The organism is Novipirellula caenicola (genome assembly GCF_039545035.1).
Classification (GTDB): Bacteria; Planctomycetota; Planctomycetia; order Pirellulales; family Pirellulaceae; genus Novipirellula; species Novipirellula caenicola.
Map to the genome: position 1 here is coordinate 204,070 of NZ_BAABRO010000012.1, position 25,505 is coordinate 229,574.

Consider the following 25,505-nt stretch of genomic DNA (forward strand, 5'->3'; position numbering starts at 1 on the left):
GTTTTCCTTTGTTCAGTGTTTGTCGGAGAGCGGCGGGTTGACAAATGCGTGTAGAAGTTTCTCAACGGGACGGGCAAATTTAACTTCGTTAGCACTTAACGGGATGCAAGCAAATGCCAAATCCCGAAACTCAATCTTTCGCCGGACCAGTCGATGGTAGAATTGTTTGCCTCTCGCGAACTTCTTGTCTCCGGAAGCAGCTTCTGGCTGAGGGACTTTTGCTTTGAGACGCTCGTACTTTGCTTTGTGTTGCGCGAATCGAGACGACAAAAATTGTTTCTCCGCAATACCGATATAGAGCGGGGTTGTGAGCAGAGTGCACTTGTCTAGAACTTGAGCAAACTGCAGAAGCTGGTTCGAAGTGAACGTAGAATCGGTCGCTCCGCAGGCAATGAGGTGACGTGCTTGCATTGTGTAGAACGAGGCAAACTCTACAGAGTGACCATAGACGTTAATCTGCACATCCTTGGGATTTGAAAGCCGGTGTGCTCGATTACTCTTGGCAAGAATGCGATCAAAATCTGTTGGGTTAAGATTTGTCTTAACTTCTGCCGAACGCAGGACATATTCAAAATTGAGGTAAAATGCATAAATACCGTATTCATCCGGAATTTGAGCAAAAGTTGCGTGAGTGAATACTTCAGGCATCTGCATTGAAAATGCCTCCCGTATCGATACCAGCGATCAGTTCCCAGAACGCTAGGTCTCGCATCTTCTTCACGTGCTTCTCCCCATCAACGTAAAGCGACTGATGCTTCTCAAGCTCACGTATTGAATTAATTAGCGAATCGATTTCGTCCTTCCCCGCAGTGTTAAACAGGGATTTGATGTCCTGCGATTTGATGCTGGCGACTCGGTGGATGATCCAGCTGAGGATGTAACCAGAGTAGTCGTTGTTGGCTGTCTTGAAGTGGGTTAGCTCTTGCGTAGAGAGAATCGTGCCGACGCCGAATTCGCGTCCTTCCTTGAGCAACTTGCGAAGTCCTGGGAACTCTTGCTTCATGAAGTTGTCCGCTTCGTCAACTAAAACAAACTTGGTTAACTGGCGATGTGGATCCTCGATCTTTGAGCTGCCTTTCTGATGCATCTGGGCAAAGAAGAGATCCAGCGTCAGCGCGACGACCAGGTTTTGAATTACTTGATCGTAGCCGGATAGGTTAATAACTGTGACCCCGTCAATCATGTCATACAGTGATTGAGCTTTTGTTTTGTCCGGCTCAAAGATTTCAAAGTTAATGAGCTCCGCGAGAGCTGCGTAAAGCGAGTCTTCATCGATCTTCTCTTGAGCGTTGTAAATCGCCCAGACGTCTTGAAGAGTAGGCGCCGGTTTCGACCAAGTCGATGGATCCGTCTTGAATATTCCTGCTGCCTCGTAAGCATCCATGACGAGTGAGTTGATGCGGTTCTGCTGCTTGTTGCCGAGGCCGAATGCTTTGGTGATAGTGGCGCGGAATTGGCTAGCCGTGTGCATCGGGAGCATTGGCTTGTTACCGAAGAGCGCAAAGGGATTGAACGGAAGACGATGAAGCTCAAGAACTTTTGCACCGGTGGCTTCCACAAAATCGGGCTTAACGTAATCCGCTTTGTAATCCAGAATCAATACTCCGATCGGTTGCCCGTCGACATTTGCATCTTGGTTGCGGATGAGCTGCGTGACGAGGCTTTTGGTGAACTGAGTTTTCCCAGTGCCCATCGTGCCGATTATTGCGGTGTTGGGGTTGAGTACCTTCGTAGTGTTGGTTGGCTCCCAAAATACCTGCTCTTTAGTTCTCACATCAGTTCCAAACTCGATCCGCATGCTGCCTTGTGGAGCGGCTGGAACATCCGGCGTTGTGGGCAGATCCGGAACGATTGCGACTTTCGTCGAGACGACCACAGGCTGCTCGTTACCAGCCCCCGTGTTGGGCGGTTCTACAGGCGGCGTTTGCTGCAGACTTTCTGGTTCGCCGGCATTACCCCCTAGGAAGTACCGCGCGGGAATGTTTGGAAAATTCTCGGCGTGAATGCGCTCATCCAGCTTTGCCCTGGGAGTCTTGAGCAGCGACTGAAGATAGCTTGACGGCAGCTTCAGGGTTGCAACGCCTTCGCTATCGTGCCCGGTGGTCTCAAAGCAGGTTTCGCTATCCAGGTGTCCGATCACGAATGCCTCGGGATAGTTTTCAACCTCCGAAACGAGATAGTCGCCACGTAGCCACTCTTCGCGGTTTTCATGCAGCTCGGCAAAGTAGTCCGGGGGGAAAACTTCGTAAAGCTCGTATTTTTCAATTTGCATCAGCACTTGGCGGATGAACAAACTTCGATAGATTTTGCCTTCCAACGTTAGTGGGCCAAAGAGTCGATCGACGAGATATTCTCGGAGGTTTTTCGCCTGCTCGTGCGCCTTTTTGAAATCGCCCGCCCCGGTCTTTACCTCAATCGGGATGAGGTAAAGATTTTTGTCCTTGAAGCCGGCGAATAGGACGTCGTCGGAGATGCGTCCAGTATTCGTCTTGTCTTTGTGATAGCGGGAAAAATCGCCATCGCTCATTCGCAATCCAATATTTCCTGACACTCGGATCATTTCAGCAACCGAGAGAGGAACCCAGGTGATGTCCGACTTCGAGACCAACGCACTCATCAGCTTCCATGCGCCGATGATTCCTTCACGTTCGCGACGAATCTTTTTGTTGGCGGTGACCATTTTCAACAGCCATTCGCCGTTAAATGCGTTGAACTCGCCAACCGCGTCATCCGAGCCGTGCTGTAAAACATCTCGGTACAGTTCCGACTGTTTCGTTACCGTAATTGCGTCGTACCCAGCCGAGTTGGTGTACTGATCCGAAAAGTGAATGAGAACGACGTCTTTTGTCTTTTCGAAGAATTTCAGCGTCACCTTCGGGTCAATGATCGTGATCCAGAGTGAACTGTCGTAGGATCGGTCAAGCAGCTCGCGAAACGAATCGCTGACCGCGAGCCGGATTGCGGAACTGTTGTTGTAGGTTTCGTTAGCGGCGATCAGTGGCTGCTGAAGCGTTCCAACAAGTCGCGCCAGTTCAAGGTGTGGTAGCTCCGCTGTATCGACATCCTGGAGACCAAATCCCGTGTAGTAGTTTTGGTTTTCGGAACAGGATGCTTCACCGTTCAGAAGCCCGTCACACGCTACTCCCGATATGTGGTTGTTGATGTCAATGCTGACTCGCTCTACCTTTTGATTGTTTCGGAAAAGAGTCAAGTGAGCATAGGCCTGTTGATCTACATCCAAGACGCGGAACTTACTGAATGTCAGTCTTGATCGGAGCAAATCAATAATAGAGTCGGCATTTTTCTTGGTTTTTCCATGGTCGAGCCGGTACTGTTTTCTGATCTTGCTGTGAGTTCCGAGTTCCGCAAAACGATCAAACTCAGTTTCGCTGAGTGCATCGTCGTATAAGTTCACATGGATTTTTTCCGACTCTTTCCCATTGTCACGGAAGTACTCCAGAATCCCAATGAACACTTCACGGTTATCGCCATTATTGACCGAGTTGATTAACAGTGGAGCGTCCGTTCCGTCCTTGAACAGTTCGTCGAATGTCTTGACAAATTCTTCAATCTTCTCCTTTGTCAGACGCGTTACGTATTCGTAACTGCTCTCTTCCTGTGGGACGATTTCGAGCCAGTATGCGTTTTCGTCGACGGCTTGCGTGTAGCAATACCCGTGCTCGGCTGAATAGACGTAAGGCAATAATCCGCGAGCATTTAACCGTCGACGTGTTACACCGGGGACCTCTTTGAACGAGCGGTTGTCGGCGTCACGCGTAATTTCGGTTGCCAAGTGCCGGTAGTATGAAAGAATTAAAGGATGAAATGGCGTAAGGAATCGCCGGCCGTCGAATATGGCACTTCCGAGCTTCATCACATCGCGAACAGAGTCGTCGAGGCTTTTGCCAAGTTCGATCGTCTTCAAGAAAGCTTGGTATTCGGTGACGTACCCTCCCACGAGATCGATCATTTCCGGACCCCAGGAGGCTAAACTAGGGATCGTTTCATGGTCCTTGAAGTAGTTATTAAGCTTGTTCCATGCATTGAACAATTCGGGAGCTGCTTCTCGAATTTTGGCGATCGGTTTTGAGCTCCCATCGTCGCCGTAGCAAAGTAGTTTTTCATCGACGAACTGTTGCTCGACGTTAAGTATCTTAAAGCGAACTGCGATAACGTTGGTTTCCTTGTTATCTATGACAACACGCTGAGTTTTCGGCAGGAACTTTCCGTTGTAGTTGTCGTCGAAAAGGCGGTTAAACCTTCCTTCGTCCATCAGCAAAGGAAGCGTTAGCGACTGCTGGCTCATTTCACCTTCAACGTTGAATCGCAGTGACGCACCCTGACTTTCAACTTCGAAGGACACGAGGTCCGACTCTTCGTGCATCGAACCATAGTCGACGGTCCCGTGTTCCGATCTTGAAACCGACTGGTCGTTGTCCGTCAGTTGCCATCTTGCTGAGATTTCAGGGTTAATCGAAAGCTCACGTTCGTCTGTCTGAAGTAAAACGAATCGTTTTTCTGGATTGTCATTCGTGTTGATTAGAAAAGAGTTCTCAAAGCCGCTGATATGGAATTGTCCTTCTTTCAGAACGAGAATGCTGAACACAAAGCGTTCCGATGTTTTGCTGCGATCGAGTCGCACGCGAAATGACTCGGGCGATTCACGAATCGGCAACGATAACAATAAGGTGCTAGAGTTCTTTCTTTTATTGGGCTTAACTACAATCTTCGACTGCGCAGCAACCTCTTTATTGTGCTCTACCTTCACCTCCGGTTCCATCAAGTCATCGCTAATAAACTCAATCGCGAGTTCGATACTTTCCGCTTCTGGCTTCGAAACCAGGATGATGCTCTTTCGGCGCTTTCCTGTTGCTGTTTCGGAAAAGTTGCGTGGCCCGATGACGGTGCACGAATCGGAAAGGAGGCTGACAAACTCAAGCTTGCTATCCTCTTGTGAATTCAGCTCATTTTTTATGATCTGCAAATCGAGGTCAGGCCATTTCACGTCGCTTGAGTCATTGAAGTGTTTTTTCTCGAACGCCTCGCTGATGCCGAGACGCTCCGCAACTTCATCTGGGAAATGGTGCGTCGCGTGATCGAATTCGTCATGCAACCGGCGGTTGTCTTGTAGACGTTTTTTGATCTGCTGAGGTTTGTCCATGTCCGTCAAACCGCTGTCGTTGAACAGCCCAAGCGGGCGCAAGTCCAATCCTTCCTGTTCAGCGATGGAGTCGTGAATTTTTCTAAAACCGAAAACACTCCCGCCTTCGTCAGCGATAGCCTCGGCCTGCCATTGCAGAATGCATTTGTACACGTTCCCCGATTTTCCGGCAGCATTCGCAAGTCTAAGTAGTGACTCTTGAACCTCAGCAGGCGACCATGCCGCGCCGTTACTGGCCAAGTCGATTGCACTGTTGACTAAAGTATCCAAAAGACTGTTGTGGATAATCAGCAGGCTAGTTTGCTTAAAGACATCGTCTTGCTCGGCCACCCGGTCACGGAGCATCGAGATGTAGTTTTCGTTGAAGCCTCCAGTTACTTCAGTGGTATCTGCATGCGCAACGCAGAGCACCCGTACTCCACCGATTTGCAGGAACGGGATCTTCGTGCCATGAACATCAATGGAGCTGGACGCTGACGCGTGAAGCTGCGAGATCATGCGTGTCGTGTTACTACTGTCCGATGAGCGAAACTGATACCGTTCACCAGCAGTTGCACGCGTTTCGAGCCATTGGGTGAGCTGTACCGCTAAGAAAGCATCAAATCGTGTTTCGGACATAGACCGCATCTCCACTGTCGCTCATGCGGTCGACGTTTCCGACTCGCTCGTAAAAGTTAATTAGTGCTTGCTGAGAACTCTTGTCGAAATAAAAACCACGAGATTGAAATTCGGCAAGCAATGTCTGAAAACGAAGGGGGCTTCGATTAGCTATCGCAAGGTTCGTAAGCAGCAATAAGAAATCCTGATTGACGACCAGCACCTTGCTCGACCGTCCTCTTGCTTGGATGAAGTTATTTGCTACACCCGTTTCGAAAAATTTTATGTAGGTAGCATTGACGCTGTGCCGATCTCCCTTGGCGGACTTGTCAAATTGTTTGATTCCGTAAGTAGTAAGCTGCTGCATGCATTCAATCGCATTTGAAGGCTTGCGGTTTGTCGGATGGAGTTTGCGTTTCTTTCGAAACTCTTCAGCAAACTTGGATACCTCTGCAAACACAACATCATGCTGCTCGGCCGAAGTGCTGCGAACAGCATTTGCAAACGCCCACAAGGGTTCTTTGGGGACAGTTGAGTCGTTGTTGAGGTACTCAAGCATACTTAAGATCGGGAAGACATCTGCCATGCGTGGGGCGACTGACCGATATCCTCCTTTCATAACCAAGGTGCGTTCACTACTCGCTTTTTCCGTATCTAGAATGAAATAGAGAGGTTTGCTGCTTGGGACTTCACCATTAGTCCAGTTCTTAATATTGAGCCCAAGCTGTGAGCAATAAATAAACGTGTACAACTCAATACAACTAGTAAGCTGGTCCAAGAAATAATCTGGATGCTTACTAAGGAACAGCACGTCGCGCCTGAAATTCTCTGCGACGAACGGAAGATAACAAGCCTCAGTTGGTTGAACGCGGGGCTCCTGCAAATTTTGGCTTAGGATGTCCAGGAATATGCGTTCGATAAAATTCATTCCACTGTCAAAATCAAGCTGACTCGCGCCTTGACTGACAAATCCACGAAACAGGTCGATCAAGTATTTCGTTGAAGTGTTGCATTTTTCTTGCGACCGAAGAAGCAAGAATTCCGGCGCAGTTTTGGCGATGGTTGCATCAGAGAAGTACATTTCCTCAAGGTCCACAAGGACATCAGGATCGCTTAACTTGTCTTTTAGATGGTCGAGGCACTGGGTTTTGTATTTTTCGAATGAAAAGTTTTTTTTGACATGTTTCCCCATCAATGTCGACAGCACGTTACAGCCCACGACGTCGTAGTCAAACTCTTTAGCTCCTTTGCGATACGGAAGAAAAGAATAAATCTTGTTGTCACCGATTTTCTGATCGTTAAGCCTGGCAAGTTGATTGAGCAGGTGTTGCATTATCGACGCTCCACAATGATCTCGTCTTCATATTCGTTGTTTTCCAACTTCCATTCCGATCCGTCAGTTTGGATATAGAGCCAATCCGTTTTTCTGACAATCCGACGTATTCCCTCAACCAATTCCTCGAGTTTGACCACCGTCGTTTTATCGTGGGTGTTTGGACGGTATCCGTGGTTTATTTTTCTCGCTAGCTCAAGGAAGCTTACTGACACCGGAACCGGTCCAATTTTTTCGTCACCCACCTTTAGGTACGTATCAAAGCTGCGTAGCTGCGTTGGCGCTTCACTCGCCAAGCGGCTCAGCTCAGGCTGTATAGGAGAATTGGCCGAAAGAGCAAACCCATTGGGTTTCCCAAGCAAGAAACGGTCTCGTTGAATCTCTGGTGCGAAGCGATTCGCAAAGCTGGTCACCGCTGAGATAAAAGTATCGTTATAGAATTTCCGTAATCTTGTACGCTTTTCTTTGTTGTCACCATCGTAGTCCCGATGAAGTTGCCATATGTCGCGAAACTCGTCGAACAATTCTCGCTTAAGATCGTCGCGAAACCGATGATGGAAATTGTTACTCAGTTCTACGTCTTGCATGACATAAAACAGCCGCACCCATGATCGCGACTCAGTGAGTTCCAAACCAAATTCGCTGCGAATGTCATCCCTGAACACTTGGAATTCTGGAGAGATCAGCCCCAGCGACGTTTTTACCTGAAAGAGGTCAAGTGACTTTGATCTCGCATGACATGGATCCAGCATGCGCAATGAATCGAACAGCTCAGAGCCTTTGCCGCAGAAAATATTGTCAAACAACGAGCCTTTTCCGCCAAGGATTTGATAGACAAAATCCAACACGGTCCGGGCAGTGAGGAACTGATCGAATTTCAAGTGGGCATAAAAGAGCAGCGAACAAATTCGCTGCTGTACTTCGGGTACGCAGAGCAAAGCGTAGTTTCGACTGAGATCCGTCCCATCTGGACTGTTTTTCCATTGAGCATAAATTGGATTCTTATCATCCATCGCACAAATGCGTTTAAGAAGTGGACCGATGAAAGGAGCTTCAATTAAGTCTCCTTTCAAGTTGAATTTGGGGGATTGCTCGAAATTGATGAAAACATGTTCCGCGTTAGACACATCCTGCCCAGACAAGAATTTGCTGATCGAACGCTTAATATCGCTATGGGCTAGATCACCTTCGGCAGCAAAGTTTCCCAGCATTCCGATGTTGATCCCGACAACTAGAGGTTTGGTAGCCTTTTTGTACTCTGCAAACTTGTCGTCCAGCGTTTGAATTGCATCTTTACCTGGATCGAAACTATGAGTTGCATCGAGATGAAACTCGAAAGTGCTCGAGTACTTGTTATGGATCCGGCAGAAAATCTCAGACTTCCCGTCACCACTTGATCCACATAAAAAGATGATTCGCTTTTTTGTCGATTCCTCAATCGTTCCAATCAGCGATTTCTCGATGGGCGTTTTGACATAGAGATAATTCTTCAACTTCTCGGCGTCGACACTCGAGGAGTTAAGAGTAGTGACCGCTTGCGCAGATCCCTTGGAGAGCATTTCGATCGTTTGCTTCAGCGACATAGAGCTTCCCGGTTCCGATACAAATCAACCGTCTAGACGAGTTCAAATAAAATATTCGCATCTCCGACTGGACTAAAGTCTCGGGTTGCCATGAATCGCTCCACCGAAATCGCAGATCGCCTAGAATGGGATTATTGTGGTTCATGCGAACGACAGACACAAGCCTGTAACTGTGTCTCGAGACAATGTCTTGAACGAATCCTGCAAGACGTTACTTCAGAGCCAGTCAAAGCAGGGGGTGAGTCATCGTGTGCCACTATTTGCACTTGGATTTTGATTGGCAGACAGATGAGTGAGAGCATTAAGCGTCACAAGGCCGCGATTCGCCGGACAGAGCACTCTCTTCCAGTGAAATGCATGGTTCGCGATCAATTGGTTACAACCGATCGGGTGATGTTCGATTATGGTTGCGGTCACGGAGACGATTTGACGGGACTGCAAGCTAGCGGGATCACTTGCTATGGGTTCGATCCGGCGTTTCGGCCTGATGCACCTAAGATTGCTTCTCCCGTTGTGAATCTTGGGTTTGTGCTGAATGTTATCGAGGACGTTGACGAACGGTCCACGACGCTTAAAGATGCTTGGGAACTAGCGGAACAGGTACTCTGCGTGGCGGCACGCATCATCGTTAGCGACCAGAGTGGCGGTGACGTTGAATACGGCGATGGCGTGCTGACCAGGATCGGTACGTTCCAAAAGTATTACACGCAAGCAGAACTGCGACAGTACTTGGAAGATGCACTCGGCCAGGAGTGTTTTCCGGCAGCTCCCGGTGTTTACTACATATTCCGCGACAAGGAGTTAAAGTCGACCTACTTGGCGTCGAAGTATCGCCGTCGCATCGCTGCACCACGGAAACGAATCGCCGAAGTTCGATATGAAGAGCATCGAGACATACTAGATGCTTTGATCGAGGCAATCACGGAACTCGGCCGCCTACCCGAACCAGATGAGTTCGCCGCCTCGGAGCCCGTCATCGAGGTGTTCGGATCTCTGAAGCGGGCGTTCGCGTTAATTCGGCGAGTCACCTCCGACGATGACTGGGAAGTCGTTCGTAAGCAACGCAGCGAGGACTTGCTCGTTTACTTGGCACTCGCGAATTTTGGTAGACGCCCAAAGTTCTCGGAATTGTCTCTGAAATTCCAACGTGATGTGAAGGCGTTCTTTACCAGCTATAAGAATGCGTGTGAAGAAGCAGATCAGTTGATGTTTCGAGCCGGTGACCCTATGGAAATCGATGCGGCGTGTCAGCGGTCTCCCATTGGGCGGCTCTGCCCAAATTCGCTTTGGATTCACGAGTGCGTCCGGGATCAACTGGAACCTTTGCTGCGGATTTATGAGGGTTGCGCCCGTGCCTACATCGGAAGCGTAGAGGATGCGAACCTCATTAAAATTCATCGTGTTTCTGGCAAGGTTTCCTACCTTGCTTGCCCTACGTTTGAAACGGATCCACATCCAATCACGACCGAAACAACAAAAATCTGGCTGCGGACTCTACGAGTCGGTTTTTACGAAACAGAGAGTCGAAACAATCCTCCGTTGCTGGACCGAAAGGACCAAATGCTTGCCGCAGAGGATGAGCGGCGAGCCAAGTTCGAGCGGCTGACAAAGCAAGAATTCAAGCACGGCCTAATTCACGAAGGTGACGATTTTCTCACGCGTGCCGTTTGGCAGGGAAATTTGCAAATGTTAGGTTTCTCGCACCGTGGACACCGGCTGGTGAAGTCGTCGCAAACATCGGCGAAACCGAAGGTAGTGTTGCCGAAGCGATGTTCAAAGCTCGGAGTTGGAAAGCGGATCGGCGGAGCAGTGTACGTCCACCGACAGTACGAAGACGTTTTGCGCGAAGCAGTGGCGACTGCCAAGGCAACGCTGCCCAGTGGGTTCAGCTACACAGTCATCAAGCACAACGAATTAAACGGCAACGTCAGTTTCATTCACTGTCCTGATTTTGATACCGCCGATGAACCATCGACAGGCGACTACGCGGTTGTTCGTTCCGACGGGTCGATCAAGCTGCACAGGGCTCTCGCGGATCCCTACATTTACCATCACAAATGGCTGTTCGTTGCAGAGGACTACCAAGGATTCGATGTTGCCCAGAGTCAGAAGCGTTCCGCTGCGTGGATGTCTCTAGACAACGTTGACAAATCGCTTATCGGTCGAGCGAGCTATTGGAACAAAGAGGTGGTGCCACGGCTAACGCAATCGCCCGAGGATGACTGGCTTCGCAGCGAGGAAGTACGGAAGCGACTCAAATTGACAACATGTGAGCTTGCTCACATGCGTGAAGCAGGAGAATTGCAGTTCAAAAAGCAAGGCAATGCGTATCTCTACAGGCCCCCGGCGTCCGAGTGATCTGCCAGGTACTGCGGAAACATCATTCATGCTGGTTGTTCTTCGCGACTAAGTCGGTGGGCCCGTTTGAGGATAGCTGGGAACCGATAGCCAACTGAGACAGTATCTACCCGCATCGGTTCAGTACAGCATCTTCAGAGACGACAGAAAAACGCCCGCGGGGGATTTCTCCTCCGCGGGCGCTTCATTCGTAGCATAGGCTTCTAGCCTGTGTTTTTAAAAGTAAGATGCTTATCCCACTTTACAGTTCGACAGACTCCACTTCGCGGACGAAGCGGGATGCGTCGTTTTCTAGGAACGATGAGACTAGGTTGAACACGGCGTCACTGAAGCCGCTGATGTTGAGGATGTCGTCTCGCTCGGGTGCCTGGCTGGTTCCGTAGGGTTGAATGTCGATGCAGACGAGCTTTGGATCGGCAATGCCGTGTCCACGTTGGGTCTTCTTGAACTTTTCCCACTGCGTCATCACTCCGGTTGAGCCGTTTTGGCCGTAGCCGTATCGGCGTCCCGAGGTGATCCAGCTTTCGTTGTCGCTAACCAGCACGATGCCGGCGAAGCGTTGCTTCGCGTAGCGTGTGTTGGCTTCGACAAATGGCAACGAGCAGTCCGTTCCGCCGCCTCCGTACTTCGACAAGCGTGCTGACAGAGACAGAATCGAATCACTTGGATCGACCTTGACCTTGTAAGCCTGCGTATCGAATGGAATCACGACGCTGTCTGGGTTGCGACGCAGGATCGCTGCTGCGAACAGTGCCGCAACATCGAGGCATCGCATCTTCGACGTTCCGCCCCCTCTTCCCGAACGACCCGCACGGTTGCCCGTGACGGCACATCCCATCGAACCTGACGTGTCGAGTCCGATGATGACTGGGCCTGGAAGCTTTGGCACGTTTCCGCACGCGATCTCGGCAGCGTCATGTAGCGCCGTCTTGATCTTGCTTGGAACCTCCTCCGATGCGTTCATGTAAGCTGCCAGGAACTGGTACGGGAACTGACGGCTGCGAGCGATCGCGTCGCGGTCAGCCAGTTGGCCGGCCACGTAGTCGATCATCGCGTTGTCGGTACCCGCGAATCCAAGGATACCAGGCTTCTTGAATGCTTCATGACGCAGGAGCGTGTTGAGGTTCATTCGCAGTGCTTGCGGTCCCATTTGTCGGGCAATTGCCTTCCAAACCAACGGACCCTTGGCTGCGTCGGCTAGCAAGTCCCATCGGACTTGCAGGTCGCCGGCGATCAGCATTTGGGCTTCGGCCGTCTCGGCTGCTCGGTAGGCAACGAGCGACTGCACCGTCGATGGCAAGTGGTCAGCCGTATCTGGTGCCCACTTCTCGACTGGCTTGTCGGTCAACCATCCGAACAACGCTCGACGCGCGTCATCCTTTGGCGTTGGACGTGCCATTCGCAAGATGTCTCGCAGGCTTGGATCGTTTCCGATCGAAGCTGAAAGCAACTTGCCAACAGACGCGTCGTTGAGCCAACGCTGGAACGCACGCTGAGTGGATGACGACAGACCCGTTCCACTCTTTCCATTTCGGGCGAACTGTCCTGATCGAATCATTTGGAAAACGGTGCGCAGAACGCGGCCGTTGTCGGCGACTCGGTCGAAGACTTGGTGCATGAGCTTGGTGTCTCGCGTCGACAGTACGACCAATAGCGCTGCCGGCATGTCCTTCATGTAAGCACGCTCACGTGAATAGACGGCCAGCTTTGCCAGGAACTCGTTGTCGTCGATCTCGTCGATCAGCTTTCGCATCGCGTCGAGTTGGTTTTGCGCGGACGCGTAGTAGACGTTGCCGAACGTGCCGGTTGCCGCCATTTGGGCGAGCGCGTGCTTCGCAGACAACTTGTACGCTGGTCCGCCCGCTTCGTTGACGACAGTCGCTCGTGGCAGGACGCTGGTGATGCTTTGGAACAGAGACTTGTTGGCCATCGTGACCTCCTTACGAAAAAAGCGATCCGACGAAGTTTGGTGCAGAGGTTGCTCCCAAATGAGCTTCGCCCCGTTGTGGGGCCGCGACCGAGAAACGCCTCGGCGCGGTTGGAGTCGGGACGACAGGAATCGAACCTATGGACTCCACTCCGGCAGTCGGATCGTGTGTTTTTCACGCCGCCACCGCGAGCGAAACGTCCCGAACAAAATGGGACCGCTCCGACACGCAATGGTTTTGTGTTGTTGAAGTGGGATAATCTTCTAGCTTGTCGATCTAGGACTGGCAGGCAGGATGCCTATCCCACGGTAGTGATGCAAAAAACGCGATCGACAAAGTTGTGACCAGAGGGTTTTACGGTGCTCTACCACTGAGCTACGGCGCTGCGTTCTTGCGAATGGCAGTTGCGCCGGTGGGACTCGAACCCACGACACCCGGCTCCTGAAGCATGTACTCCGAATCGGCAGTCGATCGTGTGCGCTTTCTATTTCGTTTTCTTCTTGGTGGTCTTTCCCATTTGTTTCCAAAGGGAACGGCCGTTGTCTCGGTCGAGCCGGACGAGTTGTTGCTGTCGTGTGTCGAATGCGATCAAGCTGCCCTTGGGGCGTTTTGCGTAAACGAACGGCAAGCAAACGGCGACGACTTTGTGCGGTTCGCCAACTGCACGCGGCAGGTATCGAGTCCGTACGGGTTCGTCGATGGGTTGTGAGATGCCCGCGCAGCTCCATAGGTAGGAGGGAAGCTCAATGATCTCGCTGAGGATGGTGACGAAGTCACCTTTAGCGATGTCTTCGCCAGCGATCCTGGCCGCGACGGTCGTCACGGTTTTGGATCGTGATTCGGTTGTGGTTTTCATGGTTCCGCAATCGTTGAAAGAATGAATTGTGCATGTGTGTTCTCTGTTGGGCAGCGAGTTGGATTACTCGCGGCCGGTCGTAATAGCGAAACAGGAATGTAAAACACGCATAGTTCAGTCTCTCGAGACGATTGTGGAAAACGCGACTAACGAAGTGGTTGATCAGAGAAAATGTTCAGCCAGTTAAACTACGAGCGAACCGAAGTTTGCTCGGTGGGAATCGAACCCACACCTTTCGATTAAGAGTCGATGTACTCCGATGCGGCAGTTAGTCGTGAATTGGTTGTGGGATAAGCTTCCAGCTTGTCGGCGGTTTTGTGACAGGCAGGATGCCTATCCCACGGAAAAATGCTCTCAAAAAACGATCGACGAAGTTTGTTAACCAGACAGATTCGATGCTCTACCAACTGAGCTACGAAGCGGACTCAAGGTTCACTTCGGTGGGACTCGAACCCACGACACCCGAGGTAATGTAGTCCGATTAGGCAGTCAATCGTGTATTGTCGACGTTCGCTCCGCGAACGATTCGTTTTTGCGCTACTTTCACGGAGTGAAAGGCGACTATGTATGGTTGGCGACGAAGTTCTGGACCAGAGGTTTTTGCCTGAGCTACCACTTGCTTTCGCAGCGGACGGGAATCGAACCCGCGGCCTCGTCACTCGCGTGACGCGCTCTCCCATGTACTCCGAACCGGCAGTCGCCATGTGTTGTTGTTAATTGGATCAAAAACGACTGACGAAGGCTTGACCAGAGAATCTATCCTGCGTGTCTTCCAATTCCACCACAACGATCTTGCGATCGCTGGCGGGACTCGAACCCGCAAGGCTTGTAGGCCACAGAAGCCCATGTACTCCAAATCGGCAGTCAGTCGTGTGTTGTAAAAGCGGCGACGAAGTTGTGGTCAGATCACAGTCGTGTAGGAATCGAACCTACCGATCGTGTCGCCACGATCCCCAGACTCACTGGACGCATCAGCTTTGGTGGTGCATGTATTCCGAACCGGCAGTCGCCGTGTTTTTGGGGAGCCGTGAGTCCTGAGGGTTGAGTCTCGAGGCAGTTCGATTCGCTCAAGACTCGAGTCTCAGGACTCGCAACTTTCTGTGTGTTGTGATCGGCCAGCGAAGGTGTTGAATCAGACGGGCCTTTAGCAAAGATGTAGTCCGATTCGTCAGTTGGTCGATCAAGAAACGCTGGTGGGAGTCGAACCCACTTAAACCGGGTTGCAGCCGGCCGCCTAGCCATCTGGCTCCAGCGTTGCGGTAGTCTTTAGGGATCAGTCTTTAGTCTCTAGGAAATGGGGGGAAAGGAAATGCGAGACCATCGGAAACTACGGGCGTTTGAACTTGCAGACGAATTGGTACTGGACGTGTATCGTGCAACTAAGACATTTCCACGTGAGGAAATGTTCGGATTAACATCGCAACTTCGTAGAGCTGCTGTTTCAATCGCATCCAACATCGTCGAAGGTTGCGCCCGCCAATCGCAGGCGGACTTCGTTCGATTCCTCGACATGGCCTTCGCATCCGCACGCGAAGTTGAGTACCAACTCAGCATCGCTGCAAGACTCGAGTACTTACCCGCCGAAGTCGCCACGACTCTAAACGACAAAGTCGTCGAGACATCGAAGGTCACGTACGGCCTCCTCAAATCGCTTCGCAGCGATTCTTGATTTTCCTATAGACTAGAGGCTACAGACTATTTTCTACTTTATTCCCTAAAAGTAGTCGTCGCGATTGACGCCATCACAGACGCCCCGATCGTAGGCAGCAACGTTTGAATCGCTGGCCGCTGCCACATGGGCACAGGTCGTTGCGACCGAGCTTTTCCTCGAGTTGCTTGCCTTGGATGATTTGGACTCCACGTTTGACTTTCGTTTCCGACGGGTAGCCTTTACGACGTTTGCTCATCGGCTCGAAACCAGAGGTCTTCGTCGCAGTCGCGGTCGTGCTGGTTGTTTTGTCGCATTGGTCTGCTCCAGGTTAGGGTTCCATTCAACTGAAATAGGTAGTTTACTGATCGTCGTCGCGATTGGCCGACTTAACGAGTCGAACTGTGATCTCGGCGACATCTTTCGTCACATGCAACGCCGTTCCGGCTCCGTCGTGCGATTCAGCAACTGGCGTAAATCTTGTTTCGGAGTGCACGGCAAAGTCGTCTGCGAAGCGGAAGTCGTCCGAGACGCGAACGATGTCATCACTGCTGTTTGAAAACGCTCGGGCGAAGTCGTCGCCAGTTGAGACAGACATTCGACCGACATCGTCGACTGAGTGGACGCCGATTCGAGCGACGTCATCGGCGCACCGAGCGAACATCCCGAGAAGTGCAACCAATCCGGCACCAATGCCACCGGCCAATGTGCTTTCGTTCGTGCTTTCGTTTTCCATCATCAGCCTCCATGGCTTGGCGTTTCGTTGGCAAGTGCTCTCGCCAGGAATCGAACCTGGTCTACGACCTTCGCAAAGTCGGGTGCGAATCCGGCACACTCCGAGAACATGATTGCAGCGCCGACAAACATTGTTTGCCGGCACTGCGTAAGTGACATCAATCGACTCAGCCTGGTTCGCATCCTTCGCGAATCATTCTTCATCGACGATTATTCATCGTGACTAACCCGGCCTCTTTCGAGATCGAGATACAGTCGTGCGTTGGCGTTCTTCGCCAAATCACGAAGCGTTTCAAGTTCAGCCAACCGCAACAACGCCGGGTGTCCTTCCAGCACTGCTGCTGCCTTCGCTCGTTGCTCGTAGGCTTGCGTTTCCGCGTCCACCTTTGCTCGCAACGACTCGGCTTCTGCCTGCTCTCGCAATCGAAGTGCTTCTGCGTCCGCTGACGCATCTCGTCGCGTGATTTCCGCCCGCGATTCGGATTCGATCTGTTCGACTTCCGCTCGCGTTCGAGCTTCCACCAACTGGGCCTGGCTTTGTCGTTCCGCCGCCAAAACGCGATTCATGATCTCCTGCAGATTTCCTGGGAAGATCAAGTCCTTCACGTCGGCTCGACGAATCGCGACACCGTAACCATTCGCTGACTCCGTCACGTCCGAAAGAATGTCTTCGCTCAACCGGTTTCGGTTAGTGAGAATTTCTTCCAGATTCATCGACGCCAGCGAACGACGCGCCGCCAATTGCACGTCGCTGTAAAGTCGGTCCTCGAACTGGTCCACTGTGTGGATCGCAGCCTTCGGATCGGTTACGCGGAACTGCACCAGGATGCTCACGCGAATCGCGACCTTGTCTGCGGTCAGGATTTCCTGGCCCTTAATCGTCAATTCGCGTTCGCGGATGTCGACCAGCATGCACTCGATCGTTGGCAGTTCCTTGAACCATTGCTTGTGCGGTGGAATCTTGTATCGGCCGGCTTCGAGCACCTTGGTTAGCTTGCCATCTTCGTAGTACAAGCCGCGGTGCGTGTCCTTGATGATGAACTCTCGTCCTGCACCTGAAATTAGTCTTGAGTCCATAGTCTTTAGTCCTTAGAAATTGATGTTTTGGTGTCTACCGCGTTCACGCCTGTTCCAATTCAGATCTGTCCCTTCTACAGACTCAGGACTACGGACTGCGGACTAATAAGGAGCCTCGGAGCGGAGCCGATGTGGAGAACAAGCTTTCAGATGTGGAAATTCTGAGCGTTCTTTCCGAGAGGTGATCGCAGGAACCAAATGGTGGCTCGCTCCTGGCGCCGCCGAGGCAAGTAACCCGTCCAGGAATCGAACCTGGTCCGACAGTTTCGAAGACTGCCATGCTATCCAGCACACCCACGAGTCATGTTATTGGTCATTAAGTCACTAGAGCCGACGACAGGGTTCGCACCAGCATGATCTGCTTTACAAGAGCAGCGCCTTTCTATGTCGAGCCACGTCGGCTTGGGAAAAGGCCCCGCACCGAAGTGCGGGACCGAGTTTCAGTCGATGAAAGCGACGTGTCGCATTGCGATCGACTCGTTTTCAGTGTTCATCAGGACTTGGTGCCAACCGTTCAAGATGATCGTCTTGTGATCCGGATGGCGAACTCGTCCGCGAACAAACACGCTTGGGTTTCGACGTTGAGCGACCCAGTGCAGGTGACGAAGCTCAGGCTTACGACTGATCAATCGCATGCGTTGTCCCTCGGTCAATCCGTTCGGATGCTGGTTACTGATGTAGACCAGTTGTCCGCCCTGCCGAACCACCTCTTCGCAAAGGTGCGGCTTTCCACCGCCGCGTGCGATCGGCTCGTTCCGCAGAACTAGACGCTCATCGACCAACGCCGGATTCTCGACTGGCACGAAGAACCACTCGCCCTGACGGATGAACGCTTCATTGCGTCGACGATTCCGCTTTCGCGGCTTCACGCCGAGACGGTTCTCTAGTGCTCGCACCGAAACCGGCTTGAGCGCGTCGAAAGCTGTCCTCACAGATGAAACGGCCGCCCGTTCAGGAACAGCAGCGACGAACCAGTGTCGCTCGTCGTGTCCGCACAAGAACTTGTGCTTTCCGTCGTCTTGTCGCGACATCAACAGTAGGTGCCGTAATGAAGGCTGAACGTCGATCACTTGCGTTTCGGCCAATTGTGGTGGCTGAATCGCGATATCGAAGAACTCGCCTTCGGCGTCGTTGCCGATGTCGATCGAGACTTCAGGAGTTGTTCCCCAACGCCGAACGATCGGCGGGTGAACCTTTGCTCGAGCACCAATCCGCGAGAATTGACGCTCAATCTGATGCATGCTCATGACATTGCCTTTCAAGAGTGTCAAACAAGCGAATGGATGCCGGCAGCCAACGTGACTGCGATTATCGGCAGTAGCTCGACCAGGAATCGAACCCGGAACTTCTGGTTAGAAGCCAGAGATGATGTCCGTTTCACCATCGAGCCGTTTTGTAAACAAGCGGAAGGAGAGGGAGTCGAACCCTCAAGGCACCATCAAGATGCTCGCCCGGCTAGCAACCGGATACCGTCGCCCATCGGATTGCCCTTCCGTATATTGAGTGGACCGGAAGGGAATCGAACCCTTCCACCGATCTTGCAAGGATCAGTCGCCGCCTTGGAACATGCCAGCCCATTTGTTTCATCAGAGGTCCGTCCGGGAATTGAACCCGGTCTTCGTCCATACCACAGACGCGTGCTGCCGCAACACTTACAGACCTTGTCGTTTCAGTGATCACGGATGGAATCGAACCATCGGTCTCCTGCTTGTCACGCAGGCGTCTTAGCCGCTGGACCACGCGATCGTTTTGTTGCGATGACCGAGGTGGGAGTCGAACTCACAAAGTCACGAGGCTCTCGACCTCGTCGCTTTGCCAGTTTGCGTACCCGGCCGAGAACACTCAGTTCAAGTAGCGGATCCGGGGGTCGCACCCGACGTGCCTGGCATATGAAACCTGGCTGGGCACTGGCCCATCCGCGTTGTAGTCGCATCGAAGTAGCGGGTTCGGGGGTCGCACCCGACGGTCCAGGCTTATGAGGCCCGGATGAGCCTGGCTCACCCGCATTGAGGTAGCTTGTTAGCTGTTAGCCGTTTAGCAATTAGCTTCCCAAGTCAGGAGAAACAAATGAGAGATCACTAGAAACTTCGTGCTTTTGAATTGGCCGACGAAGTTGCGCTGCTCACGTACAAGTTCACGGCCAACTTCCCGCGTGAGGAGCAGTTTGGTTTGACATCGCAAATGAGACGCGCGGCGGTTTCCATTCCTTCAAATATTGTCGAAGGATGTGGACGGCAAACCGAAACTGAATTCCTGCGGTTTCTGGATATAGGGTACGGGTCGCTACGAGAACTCGAATATCAAACCTCGCTTGCCGTCCGCCTTGGCTTCGGAGGCGAACACACCGATTTTCAGGCCAAGTTGAACGAAACATCGAAAGTTCTTGCCGCATTGATCCGCTCCATCCGAAAGAGCTAACGGCCAATCAGCTAATTGCTAACTCGCTAATGCCGCGGGAGGGAGTCGAACCCTCAAACACGAACGTTTGAAATTCGCCGCTTTGCCGGTTTGCGTACCACAGCATGTTGAATCAGTACTGAGGGCGGGAGTCGAACCCGCAAGCACTTGTTCCTAAGACAAGCGGCTCGCCGTTGGCCTACCTCAGCGTGAGTGGAGCACCGGGGAATCGAACCCCGATTTTCTGCGTGCAAAACAGACGTCTTCCCGTTGGACGAGCGCCCCATGTTCTTCGTTGAATTTGAAAAGTGCCCAGAGCAGGAGTCGAACCTGCAAACACTCGGGTTTAAAGCGAGCCGCTCGGCCGGTTGGCGTATCTAGGCGTTGATGGCTGGTGCCGCTGGGAAGGACGCGACCGACCGCGTCCTTCCCTTGGCTGCCAACGTGTTACGCAAGCAGACGCGGCGCGCTGTCGCCGGTCGACTTGCGATGGTTCTTGATCGCTTTGTGCGAATCAGGGAGTTGGTCGCCTTCGACGATCACGTCACCGACGCACTCCACAACCCAGCCGTCGACCCAACCAGCGTTGTCGTCTCTCAGTCTCAGCACGCGGCCCACCTTCGCAAACTCTTGCGGGATGTACGATGTCGTTCGCACTGATCCGCCGGCGATGCTGCGTCTCATCGCACATTGCACGTACTTCACATTTCTGGACATCGTCGTTCTCCTTGGTTAGTTGCGGGCCAGCGTCACTGTGACGCCGGCAGTAGTCCCGGATGGAATCGAACCATCGTCTCCTGCGTGTAAAACAGGTGTCGTCGCCGTTGGACCACAGGACTTTGGAAGTTTGAAGGTCGAAGGAGGAAGTTTGAAATGAAATGCGGTAGATTGTTGCCATGAAGAGTGACTTACCCGACCGAACGTTTGCGTTTGCCGAGCGAATCGTAAAGCTCTGCCTTGCGTTGGAGAGCGATAGCAGTGTCGCTGCGACACTGATGAGGCAATTACTTCGAGCCGGCACATCGATTGGTGCAAACGTGGAAGAAGCTCAGGCAAGCGAAAGCAAGCGTGACTTCGTTCACAAGTATTCGATTGCAGTCAAAGAGGCGAGAGAAACTCATTATTGGCTGCGTTTGCTGGCGAAGACCGATATCATTCCCCCATCTCGACTTGAACCGCTCACTGCAGAGGCCAATGAACTGCTCGCTATATTGACGTCGATCTGCAAGAAAAACCGATGACCACTTTTCGAACTTGGAACTTCACTCTTCAAGCTTCCAAGCACGTCCCCAAGGATTTGAACCCTGACTAACTGGTTTGGAATCAGCAGTGCTACCGTTACACCAGAGACGTGTGTGTTTGCAAAAGTGGGAACGCAAGGAATCGCACCTCTCGCCGACTACCACACAATTAAAGGCAGAAGATTTACAGTCTCCCGTGTGGAAACGCTCCCAAGATTTCATCAAACAAGCGGAAGCCGTGGGACTCGAACCCACAACGGTTATTGACCGCAGCTGTTTTCAAGACAGTGTCCTCATCCGGCCGGGTGACTTCCGTAGTGTGGCCGGACACTCCGTGGCCGGAGTGAATACCGACCGCAGAGCGTTCGGCCACAATCAGTGACGTGAGCGGGAATCGAACCCGCGGACTCCTGGATGAAAACCAGACGATTCTGCCATCAGAATCTACCACGCCGAGATTGTCGCCTTTCACTCCGTGAAAGATGCGTTGAGCCATGCTGCTTTCGCGGAGTGAAAGGCGACCCTAAGTACCGCATAGGAGTTTCGATCTCCATCGCGTGCGCCTGATCCGCAGCCGACCTAGCCAGTAGTCGAATGCGGCGAATTCAAAGCGATGGCAACGGGAGTCGAACCCGCAGCGACTTGATAGACAATCAAGCTTCCTTCCCAGAGGAACTTGCCACCGAATATGTTTGCACGAGGGTGACCAACCGGAATTGAACCGGCGACAAACTCATTCACAGTGAGTCACTGGAAACCAACACCAGATCTGGCCACAGCACCGGAGACTGGAATCGAACCAATGAACCCCTCGTTCAGAGCGAGGTGCAGCGACCAACAACTGCTACTCCGGCGTAACTTAGATTTGCAAAGCACTCCGTCCGGGAATTGAACCCGATCTGCGAGCTTCAAAGGTCATGAGCGCGACTACGCGCCGGAGAGAGTTTTTACAATTAAACAGAGTGCCCTGTGGGAGTCGAACCCACCTAGCCGGATTGGAAGTCCGCGGGCACCGACCGGCATGGATGCCGGTTGGTCGATTTGCCGCTCGGCCAAGGACACGAAATATGCGGAAGTTTGAAGGGCAAGTTGTGGAACGAAGCGAGCTATTCCACACTTCTCACATCACCCTTCAAACTTCGCGAAGCTCCGGCGGATGGACTCGAACCATCACTCGTCTCCTTAACAGGGAGCCGCCTTACCATTGGGCCACACCGGAATAGAATCAGACATCAGGTATCAGGTATCAGGTTTCAGACTTCAGAAAGGAAAAATCATGCGAGACTACAGGAAACTGCGAGCGTTTGAGTTGGCTGACCAACTGGCTATGGCTGTCTACAAATGCACATCAACCTTCCCCAAAGAGGAAATGTTTGGGCTAACGTCACAGCTTCGCCGTGCTGCTGTTTCCGGCCCGTCGAATATCGTTGAAGGAAGTGCCAAATCATCACAGGCCGACTACGTGCGTTTTCTCGAAATTGCTTACGGCTCGGTTTGCGAAGTTGAATACCAACTCTCGCTCGCTCAGCGACTGTCGTACCTCGACGAAAAATCCGCTACGGAAGTCATCGCAATTGCAAACGAAGCCGCACGAGTTCTTAACGGTTTGCTGCGTTCTCTGAAGTCTGACTCCTGAAGTCTGAAGCCTGACCAAGCGCCCAGTGGGAGTTGAACCCACACTTCCGCCATGGCAAGGCAGCAGGCTACCGCTACATCATGGGCGCAAAAATGCATCACTACCAAATTGTCAAAGATCGGATCAGGCTTCAGGTCTCAGTCTTCAGACTCCAGATTTTGTTCTGAAGCCTGACTCCTGATTGCTGAAGTCTGACATAGAGCACCGAGCCGGAATCGAACCCGCACAACCCCGCTCGCGACGGAGAAGTCTTGCCGTTAGACCATCAGTGCTTGTTTCAAAATGTCTCAAGTGGGATCGGTGAGAATCGAACCCACATCGCTCGGATTAAGAGTCCGATGCATTACCTTGTCTGCCACAATCCCAAAAAATAGTTGTGAGTCTTGAGTCGCGAGTCTTGAGTTTCCGTGCTCAGGACTCATCACTCAGGACTCATCACTCAGGACTCGAGTCTCTCGTCAGTCGGCGTGGCGGGAATTGAACCCGCGACCGTCGCCTTATAAGGACGCCGCTCTCACCCCTGAGCTACACGCCGATGCGTAGCGATGGGGCCGAAGGGAGTTGAACCCTCACCGAACGGATTAAAAGTCCGTCATGCTGCCAGTTACACCACAGCCCCGCTTTTTCATTCGCGGCTATGCGTTTCAATCGCAGTGCAGGCAGCATGTTGGTTTTCCTTTCGTGTCGTTGTCGTAAGTGGTAGCCCCGAGGATCGAACTCAGCGCGACCCGCGTATCAGGCGGATTTGGGCGACCAGCCCTCGACTACCATGTTGTCGTTTCAAAAAGTCGGACACCTCGGAGTCGAACCGAGAGCCTCCTGCTCCCAAAGCAGGCGTGCTTCCATCTGCACCTGTATCCGATATTGTGTTGCTTCAATCGCCGCGGATGGTTCCGTCGGCGCATATCTTCCTTGTCAGTGGGCCGGGAGGCGCTCGAATCCTCGTCTGCGGTTCTTCAGACCGCCGCTAGACCGTCTCAGCTACCAGCCCAAATGGGGTTCGTTGTTGGGTTTGCCCGTTCGATGCGGACACGAAAAAAGGCTCAGGTGTCTGCGTGACACCGAGCCTTCATAAAGAAGTCGTTCGCTAATGAAAGCGAGTGTCACATCAGACGCGGATACGCCGGGGCATTATCTGTATTCAACGGTTGCCCGCCGAAGAGATTGCCTTCGTGTATCTGTTCGAGTCGACTGGATTGGATTCTTGATAACATCAGAAAGCTCGTTACTCGCTCGTGGCGTGAATGTGACTTGTGTGTTCGGAGAGATAGACGCATTTGCGTCGCAAGGGTTCGCGTAAAATCTCGCTTTCACAAAAATAGAGATGCGCGAGACAGGGATTCTATTTCATTAAACGCCGAGAAACCTGATAAATACTCACAGCAATGGACTTTGGTATCCACCACAGTAATTTCCAAGCGAGCAAACTCTCCTCAGCCAATACGGAATTGCTTGCGTTGTATTTGCCAAAAGCATTGCATTGTCTTGATCGCGAAAAGAAGTGAGCATCGTATCCGACAACAAAAGGGTACGGAATCAGATCTTTCCACTCTGGGTTGGATCTCGATGTTTGAACGGGACACGTTTGCTTGGGCACAGTCCGCATTGCGGGATCGCTTTCGCCTCGACGAAGGTTTGCAGTTCCTCATCACTGGCCGATGCAGGGCATGCCTTGTAGTCGCGAAAAAGTTGCCACGCAGGGATGGTTTCGAGTTTTAGTCGTTGTTCCATAAGGGCAAAGTAGGCCAACGCGGGACATTTCCACAAGCGTTCGCGAAACAACTGTGTGCAAGTTTTCTGCATGCAGATGCGGTAGGCAGTCTCGGGCTTTGAATCGAAAGGCATCGGCTTGCCGTCTTCGACTCGATACTGCTGCATCCAGCCACGATGTGACTGGCGAATCTTGATTCGGATTGCAGGATAGTCTGCTCGCCATTGCCACACTGTTCTCTTTACCGTGTTGAAACGATCCACATACGGCTGATGTGTACCGTGTTGGCTGACTTCGAGACGACAATTGGTATCCACCAACGTCGCAGGCAACTCGGGATGACGATCAAAGAAAAAGCCGTTGGTAACGAGCATCAAGTTGGAATCGGACCAATACTGGCGGGCCAAACGCAAGTGCTCGATCAAATGCGGGTTCAAGAGCGGCTCACCGCCGAGCAGGGCGAAACGGCGAGGTCGAACGCGATTCGACCACGATGAATACTCGCGGCGAGCATCCGCCGGTGTCGGCAATTTTCCTGCGAGACGAAAATTGCTGTAGTGGCTACACTGCTGACACGACAGATTGCAACCGTGGGCGAGGTGGTATTCCAATGCTGGTATGTCAATCATCGCCAAATCACTTTCACTAATCCGTGTTTCCTAAGTGCTGCTTTGAGGAACTGTGGCCGCCGCCGAATGTATCCTGGCGGATCGACATGCTCGTGGCGAAACGAGTGATTGATATCACAGGCAACGTTGACGCCGGCAATCTTGCATCGCCAGAAGAAATCCCAGTGCTCTTCGACCTTGAGCGATTCATCCCACCGGATCGCTTGCAGGATGTCGCGATAGGCAACGAAACAGTTGCCGACATAGTGGCACCAACGAATCGAGCCGCGCTGTCGGTAATAGCCGCGAGGGATCCGTAGCGTCTTTCCATCGACTCGCATAAGCTTTGGGCGTTCTTGCTGATTCGATAGAGCAGCGAGCAGGTCGAGGTCGTGATGCCTGTTAAGCGATTTGACCAAGTCAGGCAGGCGGGTTTGCTCGGTGACCAGGTGGTCGTCGTCAGCGAAGACCACGATCGGAGTTTCGCCGGCATCGAGAAGGCGGTTGCGTCCTGCGGAAAGTCCGATGTCGTATTTCGTCTCGATGATACGATCGACCATTGCCGCTTCAGTGGGACAATTGGTCGAGAATCGCAATTCGGGTTTACCATCATCGAGAACGTGAATCGCGGGTCGA

At 52.2% G+C, this 25,505-nt stretch carries 17 protein-coding genes, 27 tRNA genes and 1 pseudogene; 5 read left to right on the top strand and 40 right to left on the bottom strand.

Annotation, left to right across the window (positions count from 1 at the left end):
* Nucleotides 1-12: 12 nt before the first annotated feature.
* The 4 genes from ABEA92_RS21175 to dptF are packed head-to-tail and all read right to left on the bottom strand — an operon-like array spanning nt 13 to nt 8,674.
* Nucleotides 13-654, bottom strand: a complete 642-nt coding sequence (locus ABEA92_RS21175) for a hypothetical protein (protein ID WP_345685935.1) — start codon at nt 652-654, stop codon at nt 13-15.
* Nucleotides 641-5,779 carry a DNA phosphorothioation-dependent restriction protein DptH gene (gene dptH / locus ABEA92_RS21180; protein WP_345685937.1) on the bottom strand — a complete coding sequence of 1,713 codons (5,139 nt, stop codon included), beginning with the start codon at nt 5,777-5,779 and terminating at the stop codon, nt 641-643. The genes ABEA92_RS21175 and dptH overlap by 14 nt, the downstream gene beginning before the upstream one ends.
* Nucleotides 5,760-7,091 carry a DNA phosphorothioation-dependent restriction protein DptG gene (gene dptG, locus ABEA92_RS21185; RefSeq protein ID WP_345685939.1) on the bottom strand — a complete coding sequence of 444 codons (1,332 nt, stop codon included), beginning with the start codon at nt 7,089-7,091 and terminating at the stop codon, nt 5,760-5,762. Before dptG ends, dptH begins: the two co-directional genes overlap by 20 nt.
* On the bottom strand, nt 7,091-8,674 hold the full coding sequence (gene dptF, locus ABEA92_RS21190) for a DNA phosphorothioation-dependent restriction protein DptF (protein WP_345685941.1): 1,584 nt from the start codon (nt 8,672-8,674) through the stop codon (nt 7,091-7,093). Before dptF ends, dptG begins: the two co-directional genes overlap by 1 nt.
* A 288-nt stretch (nt 8,675-8,962) precedes the next feature.
* Here dptF and ABEA92_RS21195 point away from each other — a divergent pair, with 288 nt between their 5' ends.
* Nucleotides 8,963-11,032 carry a DNA phosphorothioation-associated putative methyltransferase gene (locus ABEA92_RS21195; RefSeq protein ID WP_345685943.1) on the top strand — a complete coding sequence of 690 codons (2,070 nt, stop codon included), beginning with the start codon at nt 8,963-8,965 and terminating at the stop codon, nt 11,030-11,032.
* A gap of 241 nt (nt 11,033-11,273) precedes the next feature.
* On the opposite strand, the gene ABEA92_RS21200 is transcribed toward ABEA92_RS21195, so the two are convergent.
* The 4 genes from ABEA92_RS21200 to ABEA92_RS21215 form a co-directional block, all read right to left on the bottom strand.
* A complete protein-coding gene (locus ABEA92_RS21200; protein WP_345685945.1) occupies nt 11,274-12,962 on the bottom strand; it encodes a TROVE domain-containing protein in 1,689 nt (562 codons plus the stop codon).
* A gap of 114 nt (nt 12,963-13,076) precedes the next feature.
* Nucleotides 13,077-13,164: transfer RNA gene (locus ABEA92_RS21205), tRNA-Phe, on the bottom strand.
* 280 nt (nt 13,165-13,444) lie between these two features.
* Complete coding sequence (locus tag ABEA92_RS21210) at nt 13,445-13,816, bottom strand: hypothetical protein (protein ID WP_345685947.1); 372 nt, start codon at nt 13,814-13,816, stop codon at nt 13,445-13,447.
* A 1,185-nt stretch (nt 13,817-15,001) separates the two neighbouring features.
* Nucleotides 15,002-15,072: transfer RNA gene (locus ABEA92_RS21215), tRNA-Cys, on the bottom strand.
* 53 nt (nt 15,073-15,125) lie between these two features.
* Between ABEA92_RS21215 and ABEA92_RS21220 the strand changes: the two genes are divergently transcribed.
* Nucleotides 15,126-15,485 carry a four helix bundle protein gene (locus ABEA92_RS21220; RefSeq protein ID WP_345685949.1) on the top strand — a complete coding sequence of 120 codons (360 nt, stop codon included), beginning with the start codon at nt 15,126-15,128 and terminating at the stop codon, nt 15,483-15,485.
* Between the two features lie 73 nt (nt 15,486-15,558).
* Here the strand turns inward: ABEA92_RS21220 and ABEA92_RS21225 are convergent, their stop codons facing one another.
* The 11 genes from ABEA92_RS21225 to ABEA92_RS21275 all read right to left on the bottom strand — a co-directional run bounded on the left by ABEA92_RS21225 (nt 15,559) and on the right by ABEA92_RS21275 (nt 19,110).
* On the bottom strand, nt 15,559-15,723 hold the full coding sequence (locus ABEA92_RS21225) for an SEC-C metal-binding domain-containing protein (protein ID WP_345685951.1): 165 nt from the start codon (nt 15,721-15,723) through the stop codon (nt 15,559-15,561).
* A 102-nt stretch (nt 15,724-15,825) separates the two neighbouring features.
* Nucleotides 15,826-16,203, bottom strand: a complete 378-nt coding sequence (locus ABEA92_RS21230) for a hypothetical protein (RefSeq protein WP_345685953.1) — start codon at nt 16,201-16,203, stop codon at nt 15,826-15,828.
* 206 nt (nt 16,204-16,409) lie between these two features.
* On the bottom strand, nt 16,410-17,276 hold the full coding sequence (locus ABEA92_RS21235) for a slipin family protein (RefSeq protein ID WP_345685955.1): 867 nt from the start codon (nt 17,274-17,276) through the stop codon (nt 16,410-16,412).
* 231 nt (nt 17,277-17,507) lie between these two features.
* Nucleotides 17,508-17,579 (bottom strand) — tRNA-Arg (locus ABEA92_RS21240).
* A gap of 25 nt (nt 17,580-17,604) precedes the next feature.
* A tRNA-Thr gene (locus ABEA92_RS21245) sits at nt 17,605-17,678 on the bottom strand.
* A 38-nt stretch (nt 17,679-17,716) separates the two neighbouring features.
* Complete coding sequence (locus ABEA92_RS21250; RefSeq protein ID WP_345685957.1) at nt 17,717-18,523, bottom strand: hypothetical protein; 807 nt, start codon at nt 18,521-18,523, stop codon at nt 17,717-17,719.
* A gap of 71 nt (nt 18,524-18,594) precedes the next feature.
* Nucleotides 18,595-18,666 (bottom strand) — tRNA-Arg (locus tag ABEA92_RS21255).
* Between the two features lie 14 nt (nt 18,667-18,680).
* A tRNA-Ser gene (locus tag ABEA92_RS21260) sits at nt 18,681-18,770 on the bottom strand.
* Between the two features lie 10 nt (nt 18,771-18,780).
* Nucleotides 18,781-18,852, bottom strand: a tRNA-Ala gene (locus tag ABEA92_RS21265).
* A gap of 97 nt (nt 18,853-18,949) precedes the next feature.
* Nucleotides 18,950-19,022: transfer RNA gene (locus tag ABEA92_RS21270), tRNA-Val, on the bottom strand.
* A gap of 12 nt (nt 19,023-19,034) precedes the next feature.
* Nucleotides 19,035-19,110, bottom strand: a tRNA-Leu gene (locus tag ABEA92_RS21275).
* Nucleotides 19,111-19,370: 260 nt separating this feature from the next.
* On the opposite strand from ABEA92_RS21275, the pseudogene ABEA92_RS21280 reads away from it, so the two are divergent.
* Nucleotides 19,371-19,694: pseudogene (locus ABEA92_RS21280) on the top strand (four helix bundle protein); the annotation flags it as partial.
* Between the two features lie 30 nt (nt 19,695-19,724).
* On the opposite strand, the gene ABEA92_RS21285 reads toward ABEA92_RS21280, so the two are convergent.
* From ABEA92_RS21285 to ABEA92_RS21310, 6 genes are all read right to left on the bottom strand, one after another.
* Nucleotides 19,725-19,798: transfer RNA gene (locus tag ABEA92_RS21285), tRNA-Leu, on the bottom strand.
* 12 nt (nt 19,799-19,810) lie between these two features.
* A tRNA-Leu gene (locus ABEA92_RS21290) sits at nt 19,811-19,882 on the bottom strand.
* Between the two features lie 5 nt (nt 19,883-19,887).
* Nucleotides 19,888-19,958, bottom strand: a tRNA-Ala gene (locus ABEA92_RS21295).
* A gap of 24 nt (nt 19,959-19,982) precedes the next feature.
* Nucleotides 19,983-20,056 (bottom strand) — tRNA-Leu (locus ABEA92_RS21300).
* 64 nt (nt 20,057-20,120) lie between these two features.
* A complete protein-coding gene (locus ABEA92_RS21305) occupies nt 20,121-20,390 on the bottom strand; it encodes a hypothetical protein (protein ID WP_345685959.1) in 270 nt (89 codons plus the stop codon).
* 50 nt (nt 20,391-20,440) lie between these two features.
* A tRNA-Val gene (locus ABEA92_RS21310) sits at nt 20,441-20,512 on the bottom strand.
* A gap of 57 nt (nt 20,513-20,569) precedes the next feature.
* On the opposite strand from ABEA92_RS21310, the gene ABEA92_RS21315 reads away from it, so the two are divergent.
* Nucleotides 20,570-20,914, top strand: coding sequence for a four helix bundle protein (locus tag ABEA92_RS21315; protein WP_345685961.1), 345 nt, complete (start codon nt 20,570-20,572; stop codon nt 20,912-20,914).
* Nucleotides 20,915-20,955: 41 nt separating this feature from the next.
* Here the strand turns inward: ABEA92_RS21315 and ABEA92_RS21320 are convergent.
* The 7 genes from ABEA92_RS21320 to ABEA92_RS21350 form a co-directional block, all read right to left on the bottom strand.
* A tRNA-Trp gene (locus ABEA92_RS21320) sits at nt 20,956-21,026 on the bottom strand.
* 118 nt (nt 21,027-21,144) lie between these two features.
* Nucleotides 21,145-21,228: transfer RNA gene (locus ABEA92_RS21325), tRNA-Ser, on the bottom strand.
* A gap of 65 nt (nt 21,229-21,293) precedes the next feature.
* Nucleotides 21,294-21,368 (bottom strand) — tRNA-Glu (locus ABEA92_RS21330).
* Nucleotides 21,369-21,525: 157 nt separating this feature from the next.
* Nucleotides 21,526-21,598: transfer RNA gene (locus tag ABEA92_RS21335), tRNA-Asp, on the bottom strand.
* A gap of 95 nt (nt 21,599-21,693) precedes the next feature.
* Nucleotides 21,694-21,768 (bottom strand) — tRNA-Gln (locus ABEA92_RS21340).
* Between the two features lie 107 nt (nt 21,769-21,875).
* A tRNA-Gly gene (locus tag ABEA92_RS21345) sits at nt 21,876-21,976 on the bottom strand.
* A gap of 85 nt (nt 21,977-22,061) precedes the next feature.
* Nucleotides 22,062-22,133, bottom strand: a tRNA-Asn gene (locus ABEA92_RS21350).
* A 57-nt stretch (nt 22,134-22,190) separates the two neighbouring features.
* Here ABEA92_RS21350 and ABEA92_RS21355 point away from each other — a divergent pair.
* Entirely contained in the window at nt 22,191-22,550 is a 360-nt protein-coding gene (locus ABEA92_RS21355; protein WP_345686115.1) for a four helix bundle protein, read from the top strand.
* Between the two features lie 17 nt (nt 22,551-22,567).
* Here the strand turns inward: ABEA92_RS21355 and ABEA92_RS21360 are convergent.
* From ABEA92_RS21360 to ABEA92_RS21395, 8 genes are all read right to left on the bottom strand, one after another.
* A tRNA-Gly gene (locus ABEA92_RS21360) sits at nt 22,568-22,638 on the bottom strand.
* 204 nt (nt 22,639-22,842) lie between these two features.
* Nucleotides 22,843-22,915: transfer RNA gene (locus ABEA92_RS21365), tRNA-Lys, on the bottom strand.
* 97 nt (nt 22,916-23,012) lie between these two features.
* A tRNA-Ile gene (locus ABEA92_RS21370) sits at nt 23,013-23,085 on the bottom strand.
* An 11-nt stretch (nt 23,086-23,096) separates the two neighbouring features.
* Nucleotides 23,097-23,169 (bottom strand) — tRNA-Lys (locus ABEA92_RS21375).
* A gap of 169 nt (nt 23,170-23,338) precedes the next feature.
* Nucleotides 23,339-23,411: transfer RNA gene (locus ABEA92_RS21380), tRNA-Pro, on the bottom strand.
* Nucleotides 23,412-23,469: 58 nt separating this feature from the next.
* Nucleotides 23,470-23,541, bottom strand: a tRNA-Phe gene (locus ABEA92_RS21385).
* Between the two features lie 545 nt (nt 23,542-24,086).
* A complete protein-coding gene (locus ABEA92_RS21390; RefSeq protein ID WP_345685963.1) occupies nt 24,087-24,890 on the bottom strand; it encodes a radical SAM protein in 804 nt (267 codons plus the stop codon).
* Nucleotides 24,887-25,429 (bottom strand): glycosyltransferase, encoded by a 543-nt coding sequence (locus ABEA92_RS21395; protein ID WP_345685965.1) that lies wholly within the window; start codon nt 25,427-25,429, stop codon nt 24,887-24,889. Before ABEA92_RS21395 ends, ABEA92_RS21390 begins: the two co-directional genes overlap by 4 nt.
* Nucleotides 25,430-25,505: the final 76 nt, after the last annotated feature.

Excerpts from the sequence above, each read along its gene's own strand:
- ABEA92_RS21210 (WP_345685947.1), bottom strand. The coding sequence starts at position 13,816 with ATGAAAACCACAACCGAATCACGATCCAAAACCGTGACGACCGTCGCG.
- ABEA92_RS21175 (WP_345685935.1), bottom strand. The coding sequence starts at position 654 with ATGCAGATGCCTGAAGTATTCACTCACGCAACTTTTGCTCAAATTCCG.
- dptG (WP_345685939.1), bottom strand. The coding sequence starts at position 7,091 with ATGCAACACCTGCTCAATCAACTTGCCAGGCTTAACGATCAGAAAATC.
- ABEA92_RS21225 (WP_345685951.1), bottom strand. The coding sequence starts at position 15,723 with ATGAGCAAACGTCGTAAAGGCTACCCGTCGGAAACGAAAGTCAAACGT.
- ABEA92_RS21390 (WP_345685963.1), bottom strand. The coding sequence starts at position 24,890 with ATGATTGACATACCAGCATTGGAATACCACCTCGCCCACGGTTGCAAT.
- ABEA92_RS21195 (WP_345685943.1), top strand. The coding sequence starts at position 8,963 with ATGAGTGAGAGCATTAAGCGTCACAAGGCCGCGATTCGCCGGACAGAG.
- dptF (WP_345685941.1), bottom strand. The coding sequence starts at position 8,674 with ATGTCGCTGAAGCAAACGATCGAAATGCTCTCCAAGGGATCTGCGCAA.
- ABEA92_RS21220 (WP_345685949.1), top strand. The coding sequence starts at position 15,126 with ATGCGAGACCATCGGAAACTACGGGCGTTTGAACTTGCAGACGAATTG.
- ABEA92_RS21230 (WP_345685953.1), bottom strand. The coding sequence starts at position 16,203 with ATGATGGAAAACGAAAGCACGAACGAAAGCACATTGGCCGGTGGCATT.
- ABEA92_RS21315 (WP_345685961.1), top strand. The coding sequence starts at position 20,570 with ATGAAGAGTGACTTACCCGACCGAACGTTTGCGTTTGCCGAGCGAATC.
- ABEA92_RS21355 (WP_345686115.1), top strand. The coding sequence starts at position 22,191 with ATGCGAGACTACAGGAAACTGCGAGCGTTTGAGTTGGCTGACCAACTG.
- dptH (WP_345685937.1), bottom strand. The coding sequence starts at position 5,779 with ATGTCCGAAACACGATTTGATGCTTTCTTAGCGGTACAGCTCACCCAA.
- ABEA92_RS21235 (WP_345685955.1), bottom strand. The coding sequence starts at position 17,276 with ATGGACTCAAGACTAATTTCAGGTGCAGGACGAGAGTTCATCATCAAG.
- ABEA92_RS21305 (WP_345685959.1), bottom strand. The coding sequence starts at position 20,390 with ATGTCCAGAAATGTGAAGTACGTGCAATGTGCGATGAGACGCAGCATC.
- ABEA92_RS21250 (WP_345685957.1), bottom strand. The coding sequence starts at position 18,523 with ATGAGCATGCATCAGATTGAGCGTCAATTCTCGCGGATTGGTGCTCGA.
- ABEA92_RS21200 (WP_345685945.1), bottom strand. The coding sequence starts at position 12,962 with ATGGCCAACAAGTCTCTGTTCCAAAGCATCACCAGCGTCCTGCCACGA.
- ABEA92_RS21395 (WP_345685965.1), bottom strand. The coding sequence starts at position 25,429 with ATGGTCGATCGTATCATCGAGACGAAATACGACATCGGACTTTCCGCA.